The organism is Nostoc sp. UIC 10630 (genome assembly GCF_010747425.1).
GTDB lineage: Bacteria > Cyanobacteriota > Cyanobacteriia > Cyanobacteriales > Nostocaceae > Nostoc.
On the sequence record NZ_JAAGOG010000011.1, the window covers coordinates 33972 to 58255 of the forward strand.

18 protein-coding genes and 1 pseudogene are annotated in these 24284 nt (G+C 41.2%); 14 read left to right on the forward strand and 5 right to left on the reverse strand.

Annotated features, from left to right (window positions below):
* The first annotated feature begins 124 nt into the window (after positions 1-124).
* The 8 genes and pseudogenes from G1O98_RS05175 to G1O98_RS05210 all read left to right on the forward strand — a co-directional run bounded on the left by G1O98_RS05175 (position 125) and on the right by G1O98_RS05210 (position 7666).
* A complete protein-coding gene (locus G1O98_RS05175; protein ID WP_163927588.1) occupies positions 125-937 on the forward strand; it encodes an inositol monophosphatase family protein in 813 nt (270 codons plus the stop codon).
* Between the two features lie 74 nt (positions 938-1011).
* On the forward strand, positions 1012-1974 hold the full coding sequence (locus G1O98_RS05180; protein ID WP_163927589.1) for a J domain-containing protein: 963 nt from the start codon (positions 1012-1014) through the stop codon (positions 1972-1974).
* Entirely contained in the window at positions 1974-3185 is a 1212-nt protein-coding gene (locus G1O98_RS05185) for an ATP phosphoribosyltransferase regulatory subunit (protein WP_163927590.1), read from the forward strand. The genes G1O98_RS05180 and G1O98_RS05185 overlap by 1 nt, the downstream gene beginning before the upstream one ends.
* A 167-nt stretch (positions 3186-3352) precedes the next feature.
* Entirely contained in the window at positions 3353-3577 is a 225-nt protein-coding gene (locus G1O98_RS05190) for a ferredoxin family protein (RefSeq protein ID WP_012407913.1), read from the forward strand.
* 292 nt (positions 3578-3869) lie between these two features.
* On the forward strand, positions 3870-4598 hold the full coding sequence (locus G1O98_RS05195; RefSeq protein ID WP_012407914.1) for an ABC transporter ATP-binding protein: 729 nt from the start codon (positions 3870-3872) through the stop codon (positions 4596-4598).
* An 897-nt stretch (positions 4599-5495) separates the two neighbouring features.
* Complete coding sequence (locus G1O98_RS05200) at positions 5496-5606, forward strand: ATP-binding protein (RefSeq protein ID WP_175586542.1); 111 nt, start codon at positions 5496-5498, stop codon at positions 5604-5606.
* A gap of 494 nt (positions 5607-6100) precedes the next feature.
* Positions 6101-6436, forward strand: coding sequence for a cytochrome c6 PetJ (petJ, locus tag G1O98_RS05205; RefSeq protein ID WP_114080721.1), 336 nt, complete (start codon positions 6101-6103; stop codon positions 6434-6436).
* Positions 6437-6721: 285 nt separating this feature from the next.
* Positions 6722-7666: pseudogene (locus tag G1O98_RS05210) on the forward strand (tetratricopeptide repeat protein).
* Positions 7667-7677: 11 nt separating this feature from the next.
* Here G1O98_RS05210 and G1O98_RS05215 read toward each other — a convergent pair.
* A complete protein-coding gene (locus G1O98_RS05215) occupies positions 7678-8304 on the reverse strand; it encodes a Uma2 family endonuclease (RefSeq protein ID WP_163927591.1) in 627 nt (208 codons plus the stop codon).
* A gap of 247 nt (positions 8305-8551) precedes the next feature.
* On the opposite strand from G1O98_RS05215, the gene G1O98_RS05220 reads away from it, so the two are divergent.
* The 3 genes from G1O98_RS05220 (at position 8552) to G1O98_RS05230 (ending at position 12024) form a co-directional block, all read left to right on the forward strand.
* Positions 8552-10633, forward strand: a complete 2082-nt coding sequence (locus G1O98_RS05220) for a TonB-dependent receptor (RefSeq protein WP_163927592.1) — start codon at positions 8552-8554, stop codon at positions 10631-10633.
* Positions 10634-10977: 344 nt separating this feature from the next.
* Positions 10978-11274, forward strand: coding sequence for a hypothetical protein (locus G1O98_RS05225; RefSeq protein ID WP_114083200.1), 297 nt, complete (start codon positions 10978-10980; stop codon positions 11272-11274).
* A 360-nt stretch (positions 11275-11634) separates the two neighbouring features.
* A complete protein-coding gene (locus tag G1O98_RS05230; RefSeq protein WP_163927593.1) occupies positions 11635-12024 on the forward strand; it encodes a hypothetical protein in 390 nt (129 codons plus the stop codon).
* Between the two features lie 86 nt (positions 12025-12110).
* On the opposite strand, the gene ptsP is transcribed toward G1O98_RS05230, so the two are convergent.
* From ptsP to G1O98_RS05245, 3 genes are all read right to left on the reverse strand, one after another.
* Positions 12111-14627 carry a phosphoenolpyruvate--protein phosphotransferase gene (ptsP, locus tag G1O98_RS05235; protein WP_163927594.1) on the reverse strand — a complete coding sequence of 839 codons (2517 nt, stop codon included), beginning with the start codon at positions 14625-14627 and terminating at the stop codon, positions 12111-12113.
* 273 nt (positions 14628-14900) lie between these two features.
* Complete coding sequence (locus G1O98_RS05240; RefSeq protein ID WP_163927595.1) at positions 14901-16100, reverse strand: phosphodiester glycosidase family protein; 1200 nt, start codon at positions 16098-16100, stop codon at positions 14901-14903.
* A 469-nt stretch (positions 16101-16569) separates the two neighbouring features.
* Positions 16570-17043 carry a hypothetical protein gene (locus tag G1O98_RS05245; protein ID WP_163927596.1) on the reverse strand — a complete coding sequence of 158 codons (474 nt, stop codon included), beginning with the start codon at positions 17041-17043 and terminating at the stop codon, positions 16570-16572.
* 199 nt (positions 17044-17242) lie between these two features.
* Between G1O98_RS05245 and G1O98_RS05250 the strand changes: the two genes are divergently transcribed.
* Entirely contained in the window at positions 17243-18421 is a 1179-nt protein-coding gene (locus tag G1O98_RS05250) for a GNAT family N-acetyltransferase (protein WP_163927597.1), read from the forward strand.
* Between the two features lie 255 nt (positions 18422-18676).
* Here the strand turns inward: G1O98_RS05250 and G1O98_RS05255 are convergent, their stop codons facing one another.
* Positions 18677-20773: a cytochrome c peroxidase gene (locus G1O98_RS05255; RefSeq protein ID WP_175586544.1), complete on the reverse strand. Its 2097-nt coding sequence runs from the start codon at positions 20771-20773 to the stop codon at positions 18677-18679.
* 284 nt (positions 20774-21057) lie between these two features.
* Here G1O98_RS05255 and G1O98_RS05260 point away from each other — a divergent pair, with 284 nt between their 5' ends.
* Together G1O98_RS05260 and G1O98_RS05265 are read left to right on the forward strand one after the other, a co-directional pair.
* Entirely contained in the window at positions 21058-21981 is a 924-nt protein-coding gene (locus G1O98_RS05260) for a DMT family transporter (protein ID WP_163927599.1), read from the forward strand.
* 430 nt (positions 21982-22411) lie between these two features.
* Positions 22412-24115, forward strand: coding sequence for an alpha/beta hydrolase (locus G1O98_RS05265; RefSeq protein ID WP_163927600.1), 1704 nt, complete (start codon positions 22412-22414; stop codon positions 24113-24115).
* Positions 24116-24284: the final 169 nt, after the last annotated feature.

Genomic DNA, 24284 nt, shown 5'->3' on the forward strand with positions numbered 1-24284 from the left:
AGTTGGGAATGGGGAATGGGGCAATGGGAGAGATGAACCAATGACCAATGACAAATGACAAATGACAAATGACAAATGACAAATGACAAATGACAAATGACCAATGACAAATGACCAATGACAAATGACAAATATACAAATTTTTCTAGATATTGCTACAGAAGCAGCCTTAGCTGCTGGTGCTATTTTGCAAGGTTACTTGGGTAAGTTAGAAGACGCAATTATTGAAAAAGGTCGCCCTGGTGATTTAGTCACGGCTGCTGATAAAGCCTCAGAAGAGTTAATTTTAGAAATTTTGCGTCGCCATTTTCCCCAGCACTCTATCCTCGCTGAAGAATCAGGCAAATTAGGTAATCAAGAAAATGAATACCTCTGGGCAATAGATCCTCTAGATGGCACAACCAACTACGCCCATCAATACCCATTTTTTGCAGTTTCCATTGGGCTGTTAATTAATGGCGTTCCAGAAGTGGGTGTAATTTATGACCCCTTCCACAATGAGCTATTTAGTGCGGCTACTGGCTTAGGAGCAACACGAAATCGTCGTCCCATCAATGTTTCAGCAACATCTGAACTCAGTAAAAGCTTACTAGTGACTGGATTTGCCTACGATCGCCGTGAAACCTCTGATAACAACTACGCAGAATTTAGTCACCTTACCCACCTTACGCAAGGGGTTAGACGTAGCGGTTCAGCATCGCTAGATTTGGCTTATGTTGCCTGTGGGCGTGTCGATGGTTACTGGGAACGAGGGCTTTCTCCTTGGGATATTGCCGCCGGGATAATTTTGTTACAAGAAGCCGGGGGCAAAGTCACCGCCTACGATGGCACTCCTGTCAAAATTGAGTCAGGTAGAATTCTCGCAACAAATGGTTATATTCACGACTCCCTCAGTAGCGAATTGTTACAAGTTCCACCACTATCAGCATGGGTGTAGCACGTGGAAGCTTTCCCTTCGACTTTGGGTAAACTAAAAAAAATCTAACTGCTCCTTTGGTGCAAATCCCCTATATGTCTTTCAAAATAGATCGTGGATTATTTAAATATGATTTCATAGATCATCACGCAATATTGTGCGTTCCAGTTGATGCGGATGTCAAAGAGATTCGAAAACGCTATCTCCAAATTGCCCGCCGCTTACACCCGGATAGTAGGTTTACTGAAAGCGATGAACAAAAACAGCTAGGAAACGAATTGTTATCAAAGTTGGTTAACCCAGCTTACGAAAAACTTGCTGGCGATCGCACTCGCACGGAATATATTTTAATTTTGTCGCAAATCGGCAAGCGCTTGTTACAAGAGTCTGCTTCGTTAACTCTCACCACCGATTTGGCTAAAGAGCTAGTCCAGTCACCTAATTTCGAGCATGTCTATAAAAGTGCGATCGCTAAACTAGCTCAAAGCCAATATGATTCTTTAGACCAAGTGCAGCAAGTCCTTGCCCAAATTAGTGAGTTGAATTTAGTCTATTTAATGCGGAGTGCAAGCAAAACATCCGCCGCGCCGCCGCCACCTGCTCAACCTAAAGTTCAATCAGTTACACCTCAACCAAGTACACCAAAAAATACACTCCCAGAACCAGCACCAGCGCCACCAAAAGAAGACACGGTTGTAGAACAGTATGTTCGTCGCGCTCAATCTTTGATTGACAAAAACCAATTTGCCCAAGCCAAAGTAGAGTTGCAAGATGCCCTGAAGCTAGAACCTAAAAATAGTCGCTGTCATAGCTTGATTGCAATGGTGTATTTGAGGCAAAATCAGCTAAAAATGGCAAAAATCCACTTTGAAAATGCTTTAAAGTTAGATCCCAGTGACGAAATGGCTCTGCAATGGAAACCTAAAATAGATAAGGCATTAGCACAACACCCTAGCGATCATAAGGTGACTTCATCCGCCAATAATGGAGATAAGCAACCAGATAAATCTGGTAGTGGTGGTTTGTTCGGTGGTTTGTTTGGTGGGAAGAAAAAATAATGGTGTATCAACCAGCATCGGGTGCCAGGGATTTATTGCCCTTGGATGTGGAGAAAAAACGCTGGATTGAAGATCGGTTACAGCAGGTGTTTCATCGTTGGGGATATCACAGGATTATCACCTCAACTTTAGAGCGTATGGATACCTTGATGGCAGGGGAAGCAATTCAGCGCCAGATGGTGATTCAACTACAAAATGGCGAAGATGATGAATTAGGGCTACGTCCAGAATTAACAGCATCCATTGCTCGTACTGTTGTCACTCGCATGGCAAATGCAACTTATCCGCAACGGTTGTACTACAACGCCAATGTGTTTCGCCGCACGTGGGAAAGTAGGCATAATCGCCAGCAAGAGTTTTATCAAGCTGGGGTGGAGTTGTTAGGTGCTGGCGGATTGCTGGCGAATGCGGAAGTACTGCTGTTAGTCGCGGATTGTTTAGCAGCATTGGGTTTGCGACAATGGCACTTAATTTTAGGTGAAGCGGGAATTACGCGATCGCTCCTGAGTGCATTTCCGGCTAATTTACAGGATAAAGTTCGCAGTGCGATCGCTCATCTCGACCGCATTACCATAGATACTTTACCCTTGAGTGACAAACTACGCGATCGCGCTAGAATCATGCTGGATTTGCGCGGCCCCAGTGCAGACGTGTTACAAAAAGTTAGTAGTTTGGATCTAGATGAAGAACAGCGAGAGGCAGTGAATAACCTCAAATCCCTAGTAGAATTACTAGAATCAGAGAAAAAATTTCCCTTAATCCTCGATCTCAGCCTGATCCAGACCATAGATTACTACACTGGTATTGTCTTTGAAGTTGTCAACGACACCGAATCCCAAGCCAGAGTTTTAGGGCGTGGTGGTCGCTACGACCAGCTTTTGGGTCTATATCATCCCCAAGGAGAAAATACACCCGGAATTGGTTTTGGATTAAATATCGAAGATTTATACCAAATTTTGTTATCTACTCAACAATTACCGCAAGTAACCCCAGCGAGTAACTGGTTAGTAGTACCAGAGACGGCGAGTGCTAACGCCCCTGCCTTTGCCTACGCGCAAAAACTTAGAGATTCCACCCATTTAGTGCGGGTAGAAATTGATTTAGGGGGAAGGGATGCAGACGCTATTCGCCAATATGCACGCGATCGCAGCATAGCCCAAATTGCTTGGATTAAAGCTGATGGTTCGCCCAAAATTGAGTCATTGCGTTAAGTGAGTTGAGAATTAGGTATGGGGCAAAACAGTTCCGTTAGCGATAGCGGGGCGTTTAGCCCGTGAAAAGTTAGGAGTTACGAATTCTCCTCCTGCCTCCCCTGCCCCTCTTCCCACTCCCCTGCTAGGCTAGAAATAGCCGATACAGAAAAGAGGGAATCGAGAATATGCCGCACACAATTGTTACAGAAGTCTGTGAAGGCGTAGCTGACTGCGTAGATGCCTGTCCAGTAGCTTGTATTCATGATGGCCCAGGCAAAAATGCCAAGGGAACAGATTGGTACTGGATTGACTTTGCCACTTGCATCGACTGTGGTATATGTCTCCAAGTTTGCCCAGTAGAAGGGGCGATTCTGGCAGAAGAACGACCGGAGTTGCAAAAAACTCCGTAATAGTCCATAGTCAACAGTCAATAGTTATTTTTTGACTTGACTGTTGACTGAAGAGGCAGGGGAGTAGGGAGCAGGGAGCAGGGGAAATATACTGATACAAGGGTTTCAGAGCAAATAAATTTATTTATTCTCAAAAGTAAAAATATTTATTTTGAGCGGAAAGTGCCAGAAGAAATAATACATCTTTGCCTCAAGCCCATAAATTTAATTTATGGGTTTCTCCCACTGCTCCACTCTCCCTGCCCCTTTTACTCTTTTTGACCAATGACAAACTACAAATGACAAATGACAAATGACAAATGACTATTTACTAGATGTTCAAAATGTCCATGCTGGATACATCAAAGATGTAGATATCCTGCAAGGTGTGAATTTCCTGGTTGCCCCAGGAGAGTTGGTGACAGTGATTGGCCCCAACGGTGCGGGCAAATCTACTTTGGCAAAAGCAATTTTTGGGCTTTTGATCCCCCACACAGGCACAATTACCTTCAAAGGTGAAAATATCGTGGGGCTAAAGTCCAATGAAATTGTTCAACGAGGAATGTGCTATGTACCGCAAATCGCCAATGTTTTCCCCTCTCTCAGTGTTGAAGAGAACTTGGAGATGGGTGCTTTTGTACTTAATGTTCCTCTGAAACCAATTAAAGATAAAATATTTACCATGTTCCCCAAACTGAGCGATCGCCGTCGTCAACGGGCTGGTACTCTCTCTGGAGGAGAACGCCAGATGCTAGCGATGGGTAAAGCTTTGATGTTGGAACCTAGTTTGCTGATTTTGGATGAACCATCTGCTGCTTTATCCCCGATCTTAGTGACACAAGTATTTGAGCAGATTAAACAAATTAATCAGGCGGGAACTGCGATCGTATTAGTAGAACAAAATGCCCGTAAAGCCTTAGAGATGGCTGATCGCGGCTATGTACTGGAGTCTGGACGCGATGCTATATCGGGCCTTGGTCAAGAACTGTTGAACGATCCTAAAGTGGGTGAACTATATCTGGGAGCAGGTAAAAGACATTAACCATCTTTAATCACTCTTGCCCCATTCAACATAACACCACTTTAAATAAGGAAACTTCACGAGCCGATAGCGATGTCGAAGGCGGTCTGCGCCTACGCTATCTATAAACTAATACAAAAGCTATAACAATTCCTGCCACTGCCGCGACCGTCGTTTTCGATGCTCAAAGAATTCTCCCCAATAATCCTTGCGTTTCTAATCACATCTACAGCAGGTAAAAAGGTAAAACAGGACATTCATTCAGGAAAAATTATAAAAATGCAAATTAACCGGATTTGCCAGAACCCCAATTGAACAAGAGGGCGTACTAAACTTCCTATATATAAAGCTCTGCATCAGTTTTTGATGTAATTCTGAGTCAAAATAAGGACTCAAAGCCGCTCCAGAGGAAACCTGGGGCGTTTTTCATGGTATAAAAACGCCTATGTTTACCCTAATCAAAATTGATTGAGTGCTTTTGGCAATTTGGCATCCAAAATTTTTCTGTTCCAGTTTTAATTGATATATCAGCAGGGTTACTGGGACATTGAGAAACTTCTACAAGGGATCGATTCCCGTCTCAAAAATCCCACCCAATGGCCAGTTGTTGACGCTCAGGCTCTGTAAACTACCTTAAATGGTGGATGCAGTAAACAAGCAGAGTAAGCGTCACCGCTTCATCACAACTGGCTAGAAATCAAACAGAAAACACATAGTTAGTTAAGAGATGCTCTCCTGGCTTGTCCATTCTTTTTATGGTATTGCGTAGAGGAGGAGCATTAGGTTTCATTAAGCAACCGTAGCTGAGAATTGTATCGGCTCAGTGATAAGTTAGGCGCACTCACAAATTCGGTTACTCAACGGTTAGAGGAATTACTCAACTTATTGAGTGCTGCAAAGGCGTTGAAGCCGAAGTAGATGCAAAGCGGCTTGTCGTCAGACATTGCTCGGCAGATTGTTGAAGAAACCCACGGTGGGAAATTGAGTTTTAGCTCGGTTATTGGTGAAGGCACGGAATTTCTAACTTAACTACCTGTGTAAAATTTTAAAGTTATTTCTTTATAAATAACTACAGATATCTGGCAATACTCAAGCTAGAAGTTTTAAGGTATTTTCAAGAAATAAATTATTCAAATAAACGTAGACGCATTAGCGAAGCGGTAGCGACGTTCGCGTAGCGGCTTGCCGCAGGCTACAACAGAGACGCAGATAACACAGATAGATAAGAAATAGAGAGAATTTTTGCGTCAGTTTTGGGATGTTGTTTTAATTGAAATACCTAAGAATTTATAATTGAAAATTTTGCACAAATACTGCTCAAGATAAACTGATTCATCTTTTATGAAAAAAATGAGAATTAATTTTTAGCTAGATATAACTCTGTGTTAAAATTTAAAACATTCAAAATTCCAAAGTTTTAAAATTTAAGTTTGACAGTATGTCGTTTGACTATCAGAGCGGCTCAACTGACAATTATGGAGGATATTGCACCGAATAAGCCGTTATTGTAGAGGGAACACGAAATGAAAAAAATGATTACAGTCATACTGTTAGGCATAGCAATCTTCACCTTTGCCTTCAGTAGTCCAGCTTTGGCAGGAGATGCCGTTAGTGGAGCTAAAGTATTTAGTGCTAATTGTGCTTCTTGTCATGCGGGAGGTAAGAATCTGGTTCAAGCAGCAAAAAACCTGAAGAAAGAAGCTTTGGAAAAGTATGGTTTGTACTCAGCAGAGGCAATTATTGCCCAAGTTACAAATGGCAAAAATGCTATGCCTGCCTTCGGCAAACGTTTGAAAGCTGACCAAATTGAAAATGTAGCTGCTTACGTGCTTTCCCAAGCAGATAAAGACTGGAAGTAGATTAATATCTAATACCATTTTTGTATGAAGATTGCGCTTAGAAGACTGATGTAAAACTACAGATTACAGGAGCAATTTATGAATTGCTCCTACGTGAATAAAGTGCAGTCTCACATAGAATTGGTATAACTTCAAAAATTAACAATTAGCGGGACAAAAGCCCCGCTAATTTTAGGTTTTCCAAAATTGTCAAATAGGATGCTTATACCAATTTTGGATTAATAGTCTTGATAAAAAGACTGTTCCAAGAACATCAAACACTATTACCTATCCTAATTTGGTGCTATGAGTAATTTCTGGCGATTATTTATCGGTGTAATTATTTCTTGTTCTCTCACTTTTTTGACTTTATCTGCACATTCAGCACCCGTTTCCATTACCCAAATTACAGCGAGTAATTTTTTGGAATTAGGTGTACATAAGATGCGGCGCGGTAATTATCAGGAAGCAATAGAGAGTTTTAATCAGGCAATTGAAGTTGAGGAAGATTTTGCTGTAGCTTACAGTGATCGCTGTCTTGCTTATCTTCAATTACAAGATTACCATCAAGCGATCGCAGATTGTACCCAAGCTATAAATTTTACACCTAATGACTCTGAGGCTTATCTGAACCGGGGTTTGGCACTTTACAGACAAGGGGATTATTCCGGTGCCATCGTTGATTATAATCGAGCGTAGGCGTAGCCCGTCGTAGACATCGCACTTAAACCCTACGATTTTCGAGCTTATTACAACCGAGGGTTAGCCTTTGCAGGGGATGGGAAAGACTCGGAGGCAATTATTGACTTTAATTTAGCTTTAACTCAAATTCCCCGAACTACTAGCTTACTGCTTGCAGATATCTACAATGACCGAGGTTTGGCGCATTTTGTCTTACAAGATACCCAAGCAGCGATGCTCGACTTTAATCTAGCAATTCGTCTCAACGCTAACGATTATAGAGCGTACTTTAACCGGGGTTGTACTTGCGGCCGAAATGGAGATGACTCTGGTGCAGTGCGTGATTTTTCTCAAGTCATCAGACTTAACCCCAGTAATGCCCAGGCTTACGTTAATCGGGGAGTAGCTCACTATCGCTTAGGATATCATTTAGGAGCTATATCTGATTTACAAAAAGCATCTGAGTACTATGGACAGCAAGGAAAAAAAGTTGCTTACGAAAAAACTTTAGATTTACTGAAGAATCTGCGACAACAAATTTCGTCTGCAACGGAAATCGCTCTTTTGTAAGACTGTAAAGACTATACAGGGTATCCACCAGCTTGAAAAATCTGTTCTGCGGTTAAGTTTAACTCTGGGAAAAGAGGTGAGATGATGCGATCGCTACCTCGAAACTGGCTGACTTGATATTCTCCCTCAATTAAGATGTAAAGCGAGACAGTTGCTTGTTTGGGGTTGCCAATAAATCGCCTACCGCCTAAAGCAGCATAGTCTACAATCCAGTATTCTGGTATGCCTACAGCCTCATAGTCAGCAGCTTTTTTTAAATAATCATCACGCCAATTGCTACTTACCACCTCAATTACTAAGGGTATTGATTCCGCTTGGCTTACAGTAGATTCTTTTTTCCACAGAGGTTCATTTACCAAATTAGGAAGATTTAATATCAGTACATCTGGTGAGTAAGCCGACTCACTTTCAAGCGGTTTTACAAGTACTGTTTTCGGAATGCCATAAGCTAAGTTGATGCGACTATATTCTAGAATAAGTTTCTGAACTAAAAATACGATAATCTGTTCATGATCGCCTGTAGGTTGCGGCATCTCTACAATTACTCCATCATGCAATTCATAACGTTTTCCTGTATTGTCGGGATATTTAGCAACGAATTCGTCAAATGTAACTAGTTTGCGTAAGGCTTGAATCATAAATTATTGCCTTTTATTTTGTTTATGAAGCGTCCAGTTTTCTTAATGCTAACGTAATTTATAATTAGTACGTAATAGCAAATTATATAGCAATACTGACTCATCTTTGAACAACAATATTCCCAACTTTTTAGAAAAGTGGGGAATCGAGATCTGTGGAAATATGACAGCGTGTCTTTTGACACGATTTTACTTTTACAGCAAAAATACTACGTGGTGACTATTTTTACTTGGTGTGAAAGAGAACGTGAAAAAAGATTTTTTGTTGCTAACAGTTGCTTTACCGGGTTTACTGATAGCATTTCCTAGCTTTGCTGCTGAGAGTGAAATTGAGCAGAGAAATACTGATAAATCAACCGAAGTCATTTCCGATATTCAGAGTTTGAGTGAAGTTGAGCTACCCGCTACTAATGCCGAATTATTAACTCAACAATCTGCACCGAGTGAAGTTAATCCAGAAACTCAGCCAGATTATACAGATGATGCAGACATTTCTATAGAAGCGATCGCAGAACCAGACAATTTACCTCAATCTACACCAACTTACGTAATTGATAAAGAAGAAATTCAAAAACAGGGTGCTACAAGTTTAGCTGATATTTTAAAAAGAATGCCTGGTTTTGCAATCAATGATGTAGGTCATGGTGCAGATATTCACACAGGTACATACTATCGCGGAGCCTCAATTAATCAGTCTGTATTTCTAATTAATGGCAGACAAATTAACAATAATGTCAACACTTATCATGGTGGAACTGACTTAAATAGCATTCCTGTAGAGGCGATTGAACGAGTGGAATTATATAGCGGAACAGCCTCCGCTTTGTATGGTTCCTCAGCCTTTGGGGGAGTTGTGAATATCATTACCAAGGAAGGTTATGGTAAACCTCAATTGAGCGCTAGTGCAGAATTTGGCTCATTGAGTTTAAATAATCAACAAGTGACTTATGGTGGTTCATCCAATAATGTCAAATATAACTTTAGCTTTGAAAGATTCTTTACAGATAACCGTTATCGCGTGCCTGTAGGTGCAGCAAATCGTGATGAACAGGGATTTTTATCAAATGCAGATACAGCTACAAGTACCTACTTCGGTAGCATTGGACTAGATTTAGATAAAAAAAATTCATTGAATTTAGATGTTACTGCACTTAGCAGTCGTCGCGGCTTAATTTATTTTGGTTTCCCTCTGCAAAGAGATAGATTAGACCACGATGGTTTAAACGTTGGCTTATCTTGGAAAACTCGACTAGGTAATGGGGAAAGTTCTAATCTGACAACTTCAATTGGTTATAACCAAGATTATTTTAGCACTTATGGCCCTACAGGAGCATTTTACCGTACAGGAGCTTTAGATACGCAACAACTGACAGCCAGGGTAGATCATGAGTGGAAAGTTACTTCCAATAATAAATTGCGCTGGGGATTAGATTTGAAAAACACCGATTTAACTGGTGATGTTTTGAGTACGAATCCTAGTAGGATTGCCACTAATGAAACTGAAGATAGAAGTTTGTTTAATACAGCTTTATTTGCTGTGAATACTTGGAATATTAGTGATGATTTTCTGATAGATTTAGGGCTAAGGCAAAGCTTTGACAGCCAGTTTGGAAATTATCTTAACCCTAGTGTTGGGTTACGTTATGCCGTCACACCAATAGTAGCAGTGCGTGGAAGTTGGGCAGGGGCACAACGCAATCCTGGGTTAGATCAGTTGTATGTTTATGATACAGTTCATGGTTGGGAACCAAACCCTGATTTAAGACCGGAAACTGGCTCTACTTGGAGTGCGGGAGTAGATGTCAATTTTTCTCAAAATCTGATTGGACAATTTACTTACTTTGGTAGTAGTATAGGCGATCGCTTGGGAGTCATCGCCGGCAGATGGGAAAACATTGGACTAGTAGATACCAATGGTTTAGAGGTTGCATTGCAATTAAGAATTGCGGCTGGCTGGTCAACTTTCCTCAACTACACTTATACAGATGCTCAAATAAAAACAGGCTCAGAGAGAGGTTTACAGTTAGGTTTGATTCCCTACTCTGTACTGCAAACTGGTGTGGGTTATCAAAATTCAGGTTGGCAGGCTAATTTGTATGTTACCTACAACAGTGGCACTCGCAGAGCCTTTTTTACAAACCCTGGTGACACGATTACAGATTTTTCGCCTTCTTTCGTAAATTTAGATTTGAGCGGTCGTGTACCTGTAACTAGCAATGTAGGATTGACAGTTTACTTAGAAAATCTCCTCGGTGAGCAATATGAGCGAGTTAATCGCATTTATAGCCCTGGATTTACTTTTCGTGTGGGTTTAAGCGCCAATTTTTAGTTGTCTGCTTTTCTCTCTGCGTTCTCTGTGACTCTGCGGTTTAAAAGTTATTTATTGAACCACAGAGGCGCAGAGAACACAGAGAATTTGGTAGCACCACTATGCAACATTGTGCGTTAGGCTAAAGCCGTAATGCACCCTATTTAAGAGGTTGTTTGAAAAGTGTTTCGCTGTGACTTTAGGCACTTTTAGATCCCCCCTAACCCCCCTTAAAAAGGGGGGAATCGGAATCAAAGTCCCCCTTTTTAAGGGGGATTTAGGGGGATCTAAAATTTTTGATACCGACAAGAGAACTTTTCAAACATCCTCTAAGATTTACTTTTAATCTAAAATCTAAAATTGCGATGAGAGCTAGAATTGACAATCAAATACTTTTTATCCACCACGAAGATTTACCAGAGTTTAAGAAAGGTGGTTCGGTGGTAAGGAATTCTTATTTCTGGGCGTTACGTTCAATTGCCGCTCATGCTTCGCGTTATCGTGATTGGGAATACGAACCGGAGGTTTGGCTAGCACTTTCACGAATGCTTTTGTCTTTTGCTGAATCTGGGTATTTGGGTCTTAGAGAAACTTTACTGGAATTTCCTTTCTCTCAAGGGGAAATTCCTAGTTTATTGCGAGATGTGTCTACTTTTGAGTAAGCCAAATGAACTGTTGTAAAAGCATTTAAGTATTTTGAGAAAGTAATCAGCAAATATGCTTGATAATTAAAAATTACGGCTGCAAACGCTACATTACCAAAATAATCCTTGAATTTATCGGGCACTCGTAAGAGGTTTAATCCGTCACGATTAGTCATCATAGACAAACCCTAGTTAATAGTAGGGGCAATACTTGTCGGTTAAGGGGAAAAGGGGAAGGGGAAAAGGGAAAGAAAAAACCTTTAACCCTTACCCTTTAACCTTTTCCCCAAACCAAATTCTGAGTTCAAAATGCTTAACCGAGTAGTATTGATAGTAGGGGTAATTTTGACAAAACAATTAAGATACGTAGGAAAAAACGTGAAAATAGCGATTATTGCGAAAACATTAATTACATCTATCGGTTTATTAGCTTTATTTGCCCCAAGTCAAGCATCGGCTCAACTTGTACCGCAACCTTGGGTTTCAGTCGGTGGAAAAGATGGTGACATAACTTATGCTGTAGGCGCTAGAGCTTTAAATTTTGGGGTTGAGCTAGGAACTGGTCCTGATGGCGCTACGGGAGTAGATGTTTTGAAATTTATCAGTTTGCCTGTCATCTCACCTTATGTAGGAGTTGGACTTTATTCAGAAGATAAAGGTGTTGCAGTTTCCGGTGGTGTTCAGGTAGGTGCTACTGATAACGTTTTTGTTGGTGCTGGTTACAATTCTATTCGTGGTTTTAACGGGCAACTGGGAATCAGATTTTAATTAATTCGTAATTATTGGTGATCTTGAATTAGTTGGGGTCTAAATATACAACTAATTCAATTATGGATATCAATTACGAATTAATATTATGCAGGGGGAATAACTGAAGTTGAGATTATTTCTCTGACATGAACTGCGGAATCTTGTTGTAATGCTGATGCCACGATCGCTTCACTCTCAACTATACTTAATCGAGCGATCGCCTGTTTCACTCCAGGTATACTTTGAGGATTGACGCTCAACTCATCCAACCCTAAACCTAATAAAATGGGTGTTGCTATAGTATCTGCTGCCAATTCTCCACATAATCCTACCGAAATCCCAGCAGCATGAGCAGCCTGGATAGTCTGCTGCACCATTCGCAGCACGGCTGGATGTAGCGCATCAACCAAATTTGCCACGCGGGGATTAGTGCGATCGCTAGCCATGACATACTGACTCAGATCGTTAGTCCCTATACTAAAGAAGTCTACTTCAGCTGCTAACTGATCTGCGATCGCAACTGCTGACGGAACCTCTACCATAATCCCCACTTTCATCGCGGCATCAAAGGGGATACCAGCTTGATTTAATTCAGCCTGCACTTCACTTAAAATTACCTTAGCTGCACGTACCTCTGTCACAGTGGCAATCATCGGCAACATAATTTTAATTTGGTGTCCTACACTGGCTCTCAAGATTGCCCGTAACTGAGTTTTGAATAAATCCAGATGATCTAAACAGAAACGAATTCCCCGCCAGCCTAAGAAAGGGTTGGCTTCTGGAAACCCGACTCTCAGATAAGGAAGTGGCTTATCACCACCGACATCTAAAGTACGAATAATTAGCGGACGATTATCTAAAACTTGGGCGATCGCCTGATACACTTCAAGTTGTTCTTCTTCTGTGGGAGCGCTGATTCTATCTAAATAAAGAAACTCTGTGCGGAGTAATCCTACTCCTTCTGCACCGCTAGCCACAGCAACTTGCACATCATTTATACTACCAATATTGGCGAAAACGCTAACTTGCCGACCATCAAGAGTAATTGCTGGCTGGTGTGCCGTAGCTCGTGCTTCCTGTTGGGCAGTTTGCCAAGCCTCTCGCTTTGCCTCCAGTAAATCCAGGATATGTGATTCTGGTTCTACCCAAGCTTTGCCACTTTCACCATCAAGCGCCATGAGTGTACCATCTGCCAAATGCAACACTTGGGGATCTACTCCCAAAACTGCGGGAATGCCCAATGTCCGGGCGATGATGGCGCTGTGAGAGGTGGCGCTACCAGAAGTTGTACAAATACCCAACACCATTTTCGGATCTAATCTAGCGGTATCTGAGGGAGTTAAATCAGTCGCTACTAAAATTGCCGGTTCCGAAAGATGCAAGTTTGCAGGAGCATTCCCAGCTAGTAATCGTAGTACCCTTTGCCCTACGTCAATAACATCCTCAACTCGCTCTTGCAGATAAGTATCCTCAAGTGTTCGGTAGGAAGTTACCACCTTATCGACTACGGCTTGCCAAGCTGCTTCAGCATTTATATGGTGGTCTAAAATACGCTGATGAGCCGCTTCCAACAATACTGGATCTTCTAAAAATAGTAATTGGGCATCGAAGATGGCGGCTTCAGCGTCACCAATTTGCAGAGATGCTTGTGAAAAAACTGCTTGGATTTCTTGTCGAGCAGTTTGAATTGCTGCTTGTACTCTTTGCCACTCTGATTCAGGATCGTCTACATGATATTCCGTAATCGTAATGTGAGTGGGTTGATAATTAACAACAGGTGCGATCGCTACTCCCCGAGAAGCGGCAATTCCCGAAAGTTCGCCGCGAGTTGCTGGGGTAACTTCATGCTGAAATACTGGTGGAGAATTCAAGGCAACATTATCTTCACCAAAATTATTCGCGAATAATGCCTGTAATGCCGCCAGCGCTTCATCTGCATCCGAACCAGTGGCAGTAATCACTAGTTCGTGTCCTTGACGCACCCCTAAAGTGGTGACTTGGTTAATACTGTCACCCCGAACTAGCCCAGTATTTCTAGTTAAATTCTGCACCAGAATTTGAGATTTAAACCGGGCGACGGTTCCCACAAACTGGGCTGCGGGACGGGCGTGTAATCCTAAGCGATTGCTGACAATTAACCGGATTTCTTTGACGGGAAACTCTGAATTTCTTACTTCGATGTTGTCACTGACAACTGACAACGGACTTACACCCAATTGAGTTGCTTTTGCTAGGAGTGCGCCGCGTGCTTCCGCCATGACTTGGTGAATGTTTTTACCAGCCCCCGCCGCAACAACAGCAGCTACTGCACCTTCTACTAGAGGTGCTTCACACAAATACACTTTTTGTTGCTGTACTTCTGGCAAAAACTCAATGGCCATTTCTGCACTCAGCAAAGCACTACCCAGATCCATCAATACCAAAACACCATCATCAGAGAAAACAGAAGCGATCGCTTCATAAACCTGAATCGGATCTGTACCCAATGGATTTTCAGGATCTTCAATACCTGCTGCAACAGCGATGGAAACTTGGCCCTGAACCATTTGCGCGGCGAGTTCCCGCACACCTAGAGCTAGTTGTTTACTGTGAGAGACGATAACAATTCCGATCGCTGCCATACCGCCAAACTTGTTAAGAGGTTTGCGTTTAGCTCGTTATCCATTACAATTTCCCATTCCGCACCGCTAAATAAAAGAAGGCAGAGGTCAGGAGGCAGGAGGCAGGAGGAAAAAATTATGAATCAAAAATTCAGTTCTGGATCTAGAGCCATAGTTTAAAAAGAAGAATTGTATCTAGCAGAAAATGCCGATACATACAAAGCATCCTTGCTTCAATCCCACACAGTTGCGTGTAGGTTACTCCTGCCTTCTGCCTTATGCCTCTTGCCTCCTTCAATACAATTGCAAGTCCCCGAAGATATTCCGGTCTTTCCAGCTAGAAATACGAATAAAATAGCCTTCTTTTACAGAAATACGTGGTATCCACTCATAAACACCATCGCTAGCGGTACGGGAAGAAATATTTTGGATAAGTTTGTCTCCATCGTACAGCTTAATCGAGACATCGCTATCAAAATTATCTTGCCACAATATTAAATAGGGCTGATCCTTCTTGGGAAGTACTTTAGGAATTAGCTGACCAATCGAGATTTTTGGCACAACCTGATTTTTAGTTGTCTTACGGAATCCCAAATAATGAGGAAGGTTTCGGAACGCAGGATTTTCTTGCGGATTAGAAAGTTGAGGAACAATAATATTTCCGTTCTGGGAATTGAACAAATAAGTTGATCTGCCGCCGTCAACAGTAATGATGTCGCCTTTAACTCCTAATTTACGTAATAAATCGGCTGCCTCATCCAGAGTTGCTTTGTTCACCGTCATAATCAACAATAACTCGTCACCTTTAACACTATCTTTGTTTAAAGTACCGATGACTTGATACTTATTTGCTTGGTTTTGGGCTAAGACTTTTGCTGGATGATCGCTGTATCGGTAAGTGACGATCGCATTTTTCACTGCTTTTTGGTTGAGAGGTGCGCCGCTAACCTGGTTGTAATCAGTAATGTATGCCTGCTTATTATCCCAGACTAAAGCTTTGAGGCGAATATTACTATAGTATTTATCTTTTGGTTGTTTGATTGGGCCATAAGGGCTATTGCCACCACTGATGACTACACCATTTAATTTAATTGGAAAGGATAATTGAGTACTAGACTCGTATTGCTCAAAGAAAGAACAATTAATTATTGAGAAAACGTTATTTGAGTAAAATTTCTTATATTCTTCTGCAACTTCAGAAAATAATTTTCTGTTGAAAAAAGGACTGTAATATTTACTTTCTCCTTGATAATATTTACCCTCATTTATACCCATACTATCTACTTCTCCGATAATTTGATCTATGTGCATTTTGCGGAGATTGATAACTTGTAAATAGGCTTCGTTACCATTGGTTAATTCTTTTTTATATAAAGCCGCTCCGTCTATAGCCTGGAGAGGCTGATAAGAAGATAAAGGGTTGAAAGTTTGGGAAATCCAAAAGCTACTGAGAATGGGCAGCAAAAAGAGCAATAAATTGATTACAATATTCATGAGTATTTGATTGAGTTATAAATAAGTATTTGGAATTATAATTGAAATTTAAATATTAGCCAAATTTTTAAATCTAAACTGTGAGTTCAGAAGGTGAAGTTTCAGATTCTAAAGTCCAAGTTTCAAGTTAAATTAAAATTAGAACCTCGACTTCTTCGAGAAGTTGGGGTTCTGGACATCGCGCATTTTCACAACTCATTTAGGATTGCTATAAAACTTATACATTGATAGGAAAAATCAAGTATAGATGATTTGAAAAATCAGATCCATCGGTGATTTTAACCTAACTGCATTTTAAATGCTTGTGCGATCGCTCTCAAAATCTCAACGTTGAGCCTCTGAACTCGGAACTTCGACCTTTTTGCTCGAACGTTGAGCCTCTGAACTCGGAACTCCGACCTTTTTGCTCGAACGTTCAAGCTTTGAGCTTTAAACTTGCACTTCAACAGTGCAATTGATGAATTATTTCCTACGGTGCTACCTGTTGAGACTTGACTTTCCGATTTTTACGAGAAAACCGTTGCCCCATTTCTTCAACCATCGTGTCTAAACCTGTCCCCTGACCACTGACTTTAGCATAGTTATATACTTGCAAGGCGGCTGCATAAGCTTCGCTGCCTACTGCCAAGGATGTATCATCTACCAAATCTTGCAATTGTGTCAACGAGAGCAATAGTGGATACAACGCTTCAAATAACTGGACATCTTTCCGCATCTCATCTATGTCAAACGATCGCGGTAAGAACTCTGGATTTTGCGTCGCCACCTCTAATGCTTTGCTTACAAACGCCCGACTTTTATCTCCCATCTTAGGTAAAGCTTTGCGATTATCTGCACTCAAATCAACTAAAAATGGTAAGTTTTCTTTAATCGTAGCGATCGCTTGGAACACAGCATCTCTCTGTGTTTGTGCCAGTGTTGCACTAATTGAGGTCGTAGACATAAGAATAACTCTCCAGTATGTTTCTTTAATCTAGAGTGCCCAGCTATACAAATTAAATTTCAATATGGTATTTCTATCTTGTCTAATCCGCGCGATCGCATAGTATATTTATCAAACAGAATTCAGGAGTTATGAGTCAGAATCCAGAATTAATTCTGTATAACTGGCGGATGGTTTTGTAATACTAGTGGTATCAGAGATGATGGCTCAATTCGAATACAGCACTCTCGCCCATCCACAGGATATCCAGCAGTTGGAACATATCCTTGAACAGTGTTTCATCAGCGCCCTTGGTGGTGAGGAAGCTTACATCAACATGATTGGCGTAGAAAATTTCCGTATTATTCGGAGATTAGAGCAAGTAGCTGGTGGATTAGCAACTCTCGACATGGGTCAGTGGTGGGGTGGTCAACGTGTACCAATGACAGGAATTGCCGTAGTGGGCATTGCTCCAGAATATCGGGGTTCGGGGGCTGCGATCGCTCTTATGCAGCACACCCTCAAAGAACTTTACGATAGAGATATAGCAATTTCCGCTCTTTATCCAGCTGTTCAAAGCTTGTACCGAAAAGTAGGTTATGAGCAGGGGGGTAGCTGGTGTATTTGGGAAATTGCTACCCAGAATATCCAAGTACGCGAGCAACCCCTACCTTTGGAACTAGTAGCAAGCATCAATCATGAAGTCTTTCATGAGCTATATCAGCAGCAGGCGAGACAAACGCATGGATATTTAGACCGACATCCAGCAATTTGGGAACGAATAATTCAACCAAATGATAAGGAAATAGTCTATACCTATTTGATTGGTACTAAAGACCAACCCCAAGGCTACATCATCTTTACTCAAGAGCGAACAGATAATAGTGAAATCCTCTTCGTCAAAGATTGGGTACTGAGTACAGTTGATGCTGCACAAAGTTTTTGGTCTTTTCTAGCAAGTCATCGTTCCCAAATTCAACAGGTGCGATGGAAGAGTTCTGCAATTGATTCCCTGACATTGTTGCTACCAGAGCAAACTGCCAAGATTAAGAATACGAGTCGTTGGATGCTGCGGCTAGTAGATATAGTTAAGGCATTGGAATTGCGTGGTTATCCAACGGGAATCCAAACTGAACTACACTTAGAAATTCAAGATAATTTGCTGACTGGAAATAATGGTAAATTCATTCTTTCTGTTGCCAACGGACGTGGCGAAGTCACAAAAGGTGGAAAAGGTGAGTTGCAGCTAGATATCCGAGAATTAGCACCATTGTATACAAGCTTGTTTACCCCCTACCATTTGCAAATAGCAGGAAAACTGAATGGTACAGAAACGGCTATTTTAGCAGCTACGCAAATATTTGCAGGTGCTTCGCCTTGGATGGCTGATTTCTTTTAAAGAATTGGGAATTGGGAATGGGGCATTGGGCATTGGGCATTGGTTATTAATTCATCTCCTCATCTTCCTCATCTCCTTTACCTGACTTACTTAAACAGACAAGGGGCTTAAGCTCCTTGTCTTAAACCCCTTGTTAAAAGTAGTTTTTGCTGTTGAGTTTTGTTCCTTAATCCAACCTAAACCTAGATAGATCAAAACCTATTAAAAATAAAAGTTTGTGATTTTTCTTTGATTAAGGTAATGGAAAATGGCTAGTTAGCTCAAGAAATTTGGTGTACCACTACCACCATTCTTACCAACAGCAGGAATTTCTAATAGACTATCTGTAGCTTTGCCAGTACCGTCATTGACAACGGTTGTAGAGCTACCTGATGGATGTCCATTGGGAACGAACAGTTGCGGATGGTCAAAAGGCGCTTTCTCATACCGAACTCGCTCATCAGTCAGACCTTTTAAAAAGGCGACCAATTGCTGTTTTTCTTCCGGTGAGAGACGCAGTGGGGGAAGAAGCCCTAAGTCACCACCCCGATTGTAAAAATCAATCACTTGCTCTAAGGTTGCATGACCTCCATTGTGGAAGTAGGGAGCAGTGAGTTCCACATTGCGAAGTCCAGGTGCTTTGAAACCTCCGGCTGCAAACACAAATTCATTAGGATTCAACGGTGGATTTAAGGTGGGAGGGTTTTCGCCAAGGAGAAGCTGGAATTTCCCTAACTGAGCCAATCGTGCTTCTGAAAGCGGATTACCGAAAGCGTCCTTACCACCCAAACTAGGATCTTCTGTAGTAGGTGTGACACCGATATTGAAGAAGCCAGTGTCTTCAGGGGAGTTTGGCGGGAAGGGCGCACGTTTGATTCGTCCTTCTTTAGCCACATTGCTTGTTGAAGCAGCTGTCAATTCCGAGCCTACGTGACAAGCAATACAGAAAGCTTTGCCCTCAAACAGTTGTTTACCTAGTTTCTGCTCAGAAGTTAGGGCATTAGTTTTTCCTTCTAAGAACTGATCGAAGGGCGTATCATTGGCAATGAGTGTAGACTCGTACAACTGAACTGCCAGCCCAAAGAATAGTGAGAAGTTGTACTCCATTAATGTGTACTCATTAGTCTCCAAGGAGCGATCGGGCTTTTTGACAAAAGTCCTTCTACCTTCATCATCAACTTGGATGAGTTGATTAGACTTCCACCACTCCGGCTTGAAAGCATCTTGAATCAGCTGCCCATAAGTTTTATCTTTGAGTCCGGGTTTGGGCGATCTACTATCTGCACCTAAAACGCTGTCTTGTGGATGCACTACCTGCTTACCTAGCGGTCTGAGAGGTAATAACTTTTTCGCAAGTTTTCGGGGAAGTTTTTTACCTTTACCAGCGCTGAGGGATCTTTTGTCAATTCGCCCGAACTTATCACCAATCTCTTGAAAAGTTCGACCATCAGCAGACGACTCAAAGGAACTGAGTGGCGGGCCAACCGCTTGGGATGCCAAAGATGCATTCTTCAGACTGACTTTGACAAATTCTAGTTTATTTGGGTTTGCTGCTTTGGCGATCGCAGCATTAGGATCTCTTAAACCAAAGGGATTCACCCCATTAAAGATATTTTCTGCCCTTCCGTCCCAAAAGTTACGGAAGTTGAATGCTGAATTAATCACGGTTGGAGTATTACGCGGCTCGACGCGGCGCACATTAACGCCTCCCACGTTAAACACTGGATCTGGCTCGTTTGTTACTTGGTCTTGTGCATTACCAGGCGTGACATCAACAAACTTACTATTGAAGATGCCCTGAGAAGAACTGACATCGTTACTGTGGAAAGGAAAATCTTCTGGTTTGAGTTGGTAGTTTGGTAAACCACCAACATTAAAAACCGCATCTGGATTTTCCGTACCATCAGGGTTAATCCGTAAAAGTCCAGGAGCAATCTGATTTTTGGATCTATTGTCGGCCCCAGCATGAAAGTGACAACTAGCACAGGCGGTTATGCCGTCGCTCCCAACCTGCATATCCCAAAAAAGAGTTTTTCCTAACTTTATGGCGGCTACTTTGTCTTTTACGAAGTCTCCAAGATTGTCCGGCTCCGGAACCGATATGCTTTTGAGCGAAGCTAGAGGCGATGGCGTAACCTGGGCTGAGACAGTATTTCCAGCTATTATTGCTGCCATAATAATGACAGCAATTGTTATAGTCTTTAAAAATCTTGATCTCAGGTAGTTAAGCTTGCCATATTTGAATCTCCACTCTTGGCGCTTTATTTTTGTCACCATAGATTTGAGCAAAAATCGACTTTTTGAGGTAAGTAGTAAGTAAATGGATAAGCTTGTAATAGAAATTACTAAGCTTAAGATGGGTATAAACCCCATAATGCTTCGTACTAAGATAAAACTGAAACAAATTATACGTTTACGTGGAACCCTGAATTTTAATATTCATGTAAAGTAACTACGCAATTTACAAATTTTCTATAAACAAGAAACGCCACGATTTAGCACTAAAAATAAATTGAGTAGGGTCGATAAGCCGTTCTACATTTAATTTTTTCACTAAGCTATTAATATAGATTGTCAATAAAAGATTGTAAAATTTAGATATGCAAATTAGATATGTTTTAACTTATCATCAGCCCTACTTTGAGTAGGATACTTGAATGTCACTACATCAAAGTTCTGGTCGCTGGCGCTTAGGGCTAGTATTATCGCTATTAACGGTTTTATTGTGGGGAATTCTACCTATTGCTCTGGCAGTAATTCTGCAAGTACTTGATGTCTATACCGTTGTTTGGTTTCGATTTTCGGTATCATTTTTACTACTCGCCGTGTATTTAGGAATACGTGGCAAGTTACCAAAGTTAGAACAACTGCGTTCTGCTTCTTGGAAATTATTAGCGATCGCTACACTATTCTTAGGGATTAATTACTTCTTTTTTACCCAGGGTTTATCACTAACATCACCTGCTAACGCTGAAGTTCTGATTCAATTATCTACCCTTTTATTAGGTTTCGGAGGGTTAGTGATTTTTAAAGAACGTTATCGGCTGTATCAATGGATTGGTGTCAGTGTCATGATTTGCGGTTATGTTTTATTCTTTCGTGAACAACTAACAAATCTAATTACAGCACATGGAACATATCTACTAGGTAGTGTTTTTATAGCCCTAGGCTCAACGTCATGGGCTATTTATGCTTTAGCACAAAAGCAGTTATTACAATCTTTATCTTCCGCCAGCATCATGCTGATTATTTATGGAGGATGTGCTTTATTATTCACTCCTCTAGCCAAAGTAAAATCACTTTTGATACTCGATCCTTTCCATTTAGGAATGTTGCTTTTTTGTGCTTTTAATACTTTAATCGCTTACGGTGCTTTTTCCGAATCATTAGAACATTGGGAAGCATCACGAGTAAGTGCCGTAATAGCTTTAGCTCCCATTGTGACATTAATATCAGTTGCAGTTGTATCAGTTATTGCACCTGATTGGATACCATCAGAACACTTCAGTTTAGTAGCAATATTGGGAGCAGGTTTAGTAGTTACAGGTTCAGTAGCGATCGCATTAGGGAAAGCTGATTAGTAGTAAGGATTTTCAGGATTTTTACTGTTTTATTTATCTATAGAATCCGTGCAACATTCAAAGCTACAACATAAATACTGAGGCAGAGTATTTTTTATTTGTTATGATTTGATAGTGAAGGCGAACTACGGGAGTCACCCATTATAAGATGGATACTTTACCCATCTGTGTGACACTGTAGGATCTGATTTTTGACTTTCTAGCCAAGAAAAAAATTCTTGAAGAAGAATTCATAAATCAGAATTCAGGAGTCAGATAAAGCTTTCTACATTCGCAAGTCATACAAAATTCATACTGAATTATAACGGCTGACTCCTAAATTCTGTTTTGATAAAATTGAGGCTAAAAACTTAAAGTAAACCAAGCAGGGTGTCCGAATAACTACCAAAGCCAACACCTGATAAAACCAGACCACCGAAACAGTTGAGCGATGAATAGTTTGTTTGGTAATTGGGCCAGCAGCCTCAGAAAAAGTTCCCTATTGCTGGTTCTTTCAACACTGCTGCCAACGTTTGGAATTAGTAATTCTGTCTTGGCAGCAGAGCGGATTTATGCATCTTATTCAGCCTTAGAGCTTTCCATTTCAGTCAACACTTTAGAAAACTATGCCAAAACAGGTGTAATTAACGAAGATTTGGCAGCGTATCAGCAATATCTTCCTCTACAACAGCTTCCAGAATTGCGACGGATTTTACTTAATCGTGTGAAAGTTAGTCCGGTAGTACTTTCGCAACTTCTCTACACACCGCAAGGAGAATTTTTGCTGCATCGATTGGCGCAAGTCATTAAAACCAGTCAACCAGGATTTGGTCATTTGCGTTCGGCATTAATTTCAGCCTCTGCTGAATCGGGAGGCTTGACACTTTTGAATGTTTTGCGTAAATATCCTAGCAGCAGCATTCGTCTTGATGTTGCAGAGACTTTAGAAATAGCTACGGAATTAGAGAAACTTGTTAACCAAACCCATAGTGCGATCGCAGCAGTTTCCCAAGAGTCTAAAATAGAAGCTGCTACCATTCCACAACCAAATCTCTCGCAATTGCCTGATTTGAAGGTTCCGGGCAAGTTTAAGTCGCAAAAATACACCCTAAAGTTTTTTGACTCAAAGCGCAATCGGCTTTTATTAACTGATGTTTACATTCCCAATGTTCAAAATACTGCACCCGTAATTGTGATTTCTCACGGCTTGGGTTTAGATAGCAGCAACTTTCAATATTTAGCTACGCACCTATCTTCTTACGGGTTTGCCGTTGTCGTTCCTAATCATCCTGGTAGCGATGCTAAACAATTACGTTCTCTGCTAAAGGGACACGCAATTGAAGTAGCAGAACCAGGTGAATTTCAAGACCGACCAATGGACGTAACATATATATTGAATCAATTGGAAAAAGGTAATCAATCTGATTCAAGGTTTAAAGGTCGCTTAAATCTGCAACAAGTCGGAGTATTTGGTCAATCTTTGGGAGGCTACACAGCCTTAGCCTTAGCAGGCGCAAAAATCAACTTTGAGCAGCTAAAACAAGACTGTCAACCAGCAGCACTGCAAAAAACCTGGAATATGTCTTTACTGCTCCAGTGTCGCGCTTTAGAATTGAGCATCAGCAAGTCTGGCAAGGATTATAACCTGCGGGATGAAAGAGTAAAAGCTGCGATCGCAGTTAATCCCATTACTAGTTCTATTTTCGGCAAAGCTGGCTTAAGTCAAATCAAAACTCCAGTGATGATTGTCAGCAGTAGTGATGATACAGTTGCACCAGCTTTATCTGAGCAAATTTTACCTTTCTCCTGGTTTGCGAATTCACACAAGTATCTCATCACGCTTGTAGGTGGTACTCACTTTTCCACCATTGGTAATGGCAATCCTGCAAATCAACAAGTAGCATTACCTACTGATATGATTGGCGATGCTTCTCAAGCGCGTCGTTACATGAATGTTTTGAGTTTACCTTTCTTCCAAACCTACGTTGCAGGAAAGCCACAATATACCCCTTACCTGAATGCCGCCTACACTCAAAGCATTTCTAGTAAGTCTCTTGGTTTAAGTCTTGTCAAGTCATTGAATACAACCGAATTAACTCAATTGCTGGATATACAAGGAGCCAAAACCGTAAAAAAAAAGTTCCCAACACCATAGTCAGCTTCGGATTTTGGATGTTGGATATTGGTGTTGCATTGCTGCATGTAATGATTTTTATTTGATTTATACAGACGTAATTAATTACTTACGTCTGTGCAATTTATTTGCTGCATTTTCGGTCGCTCTACACGATCTTCTAATTACTTGCGCTTACTTACAGTAAAAA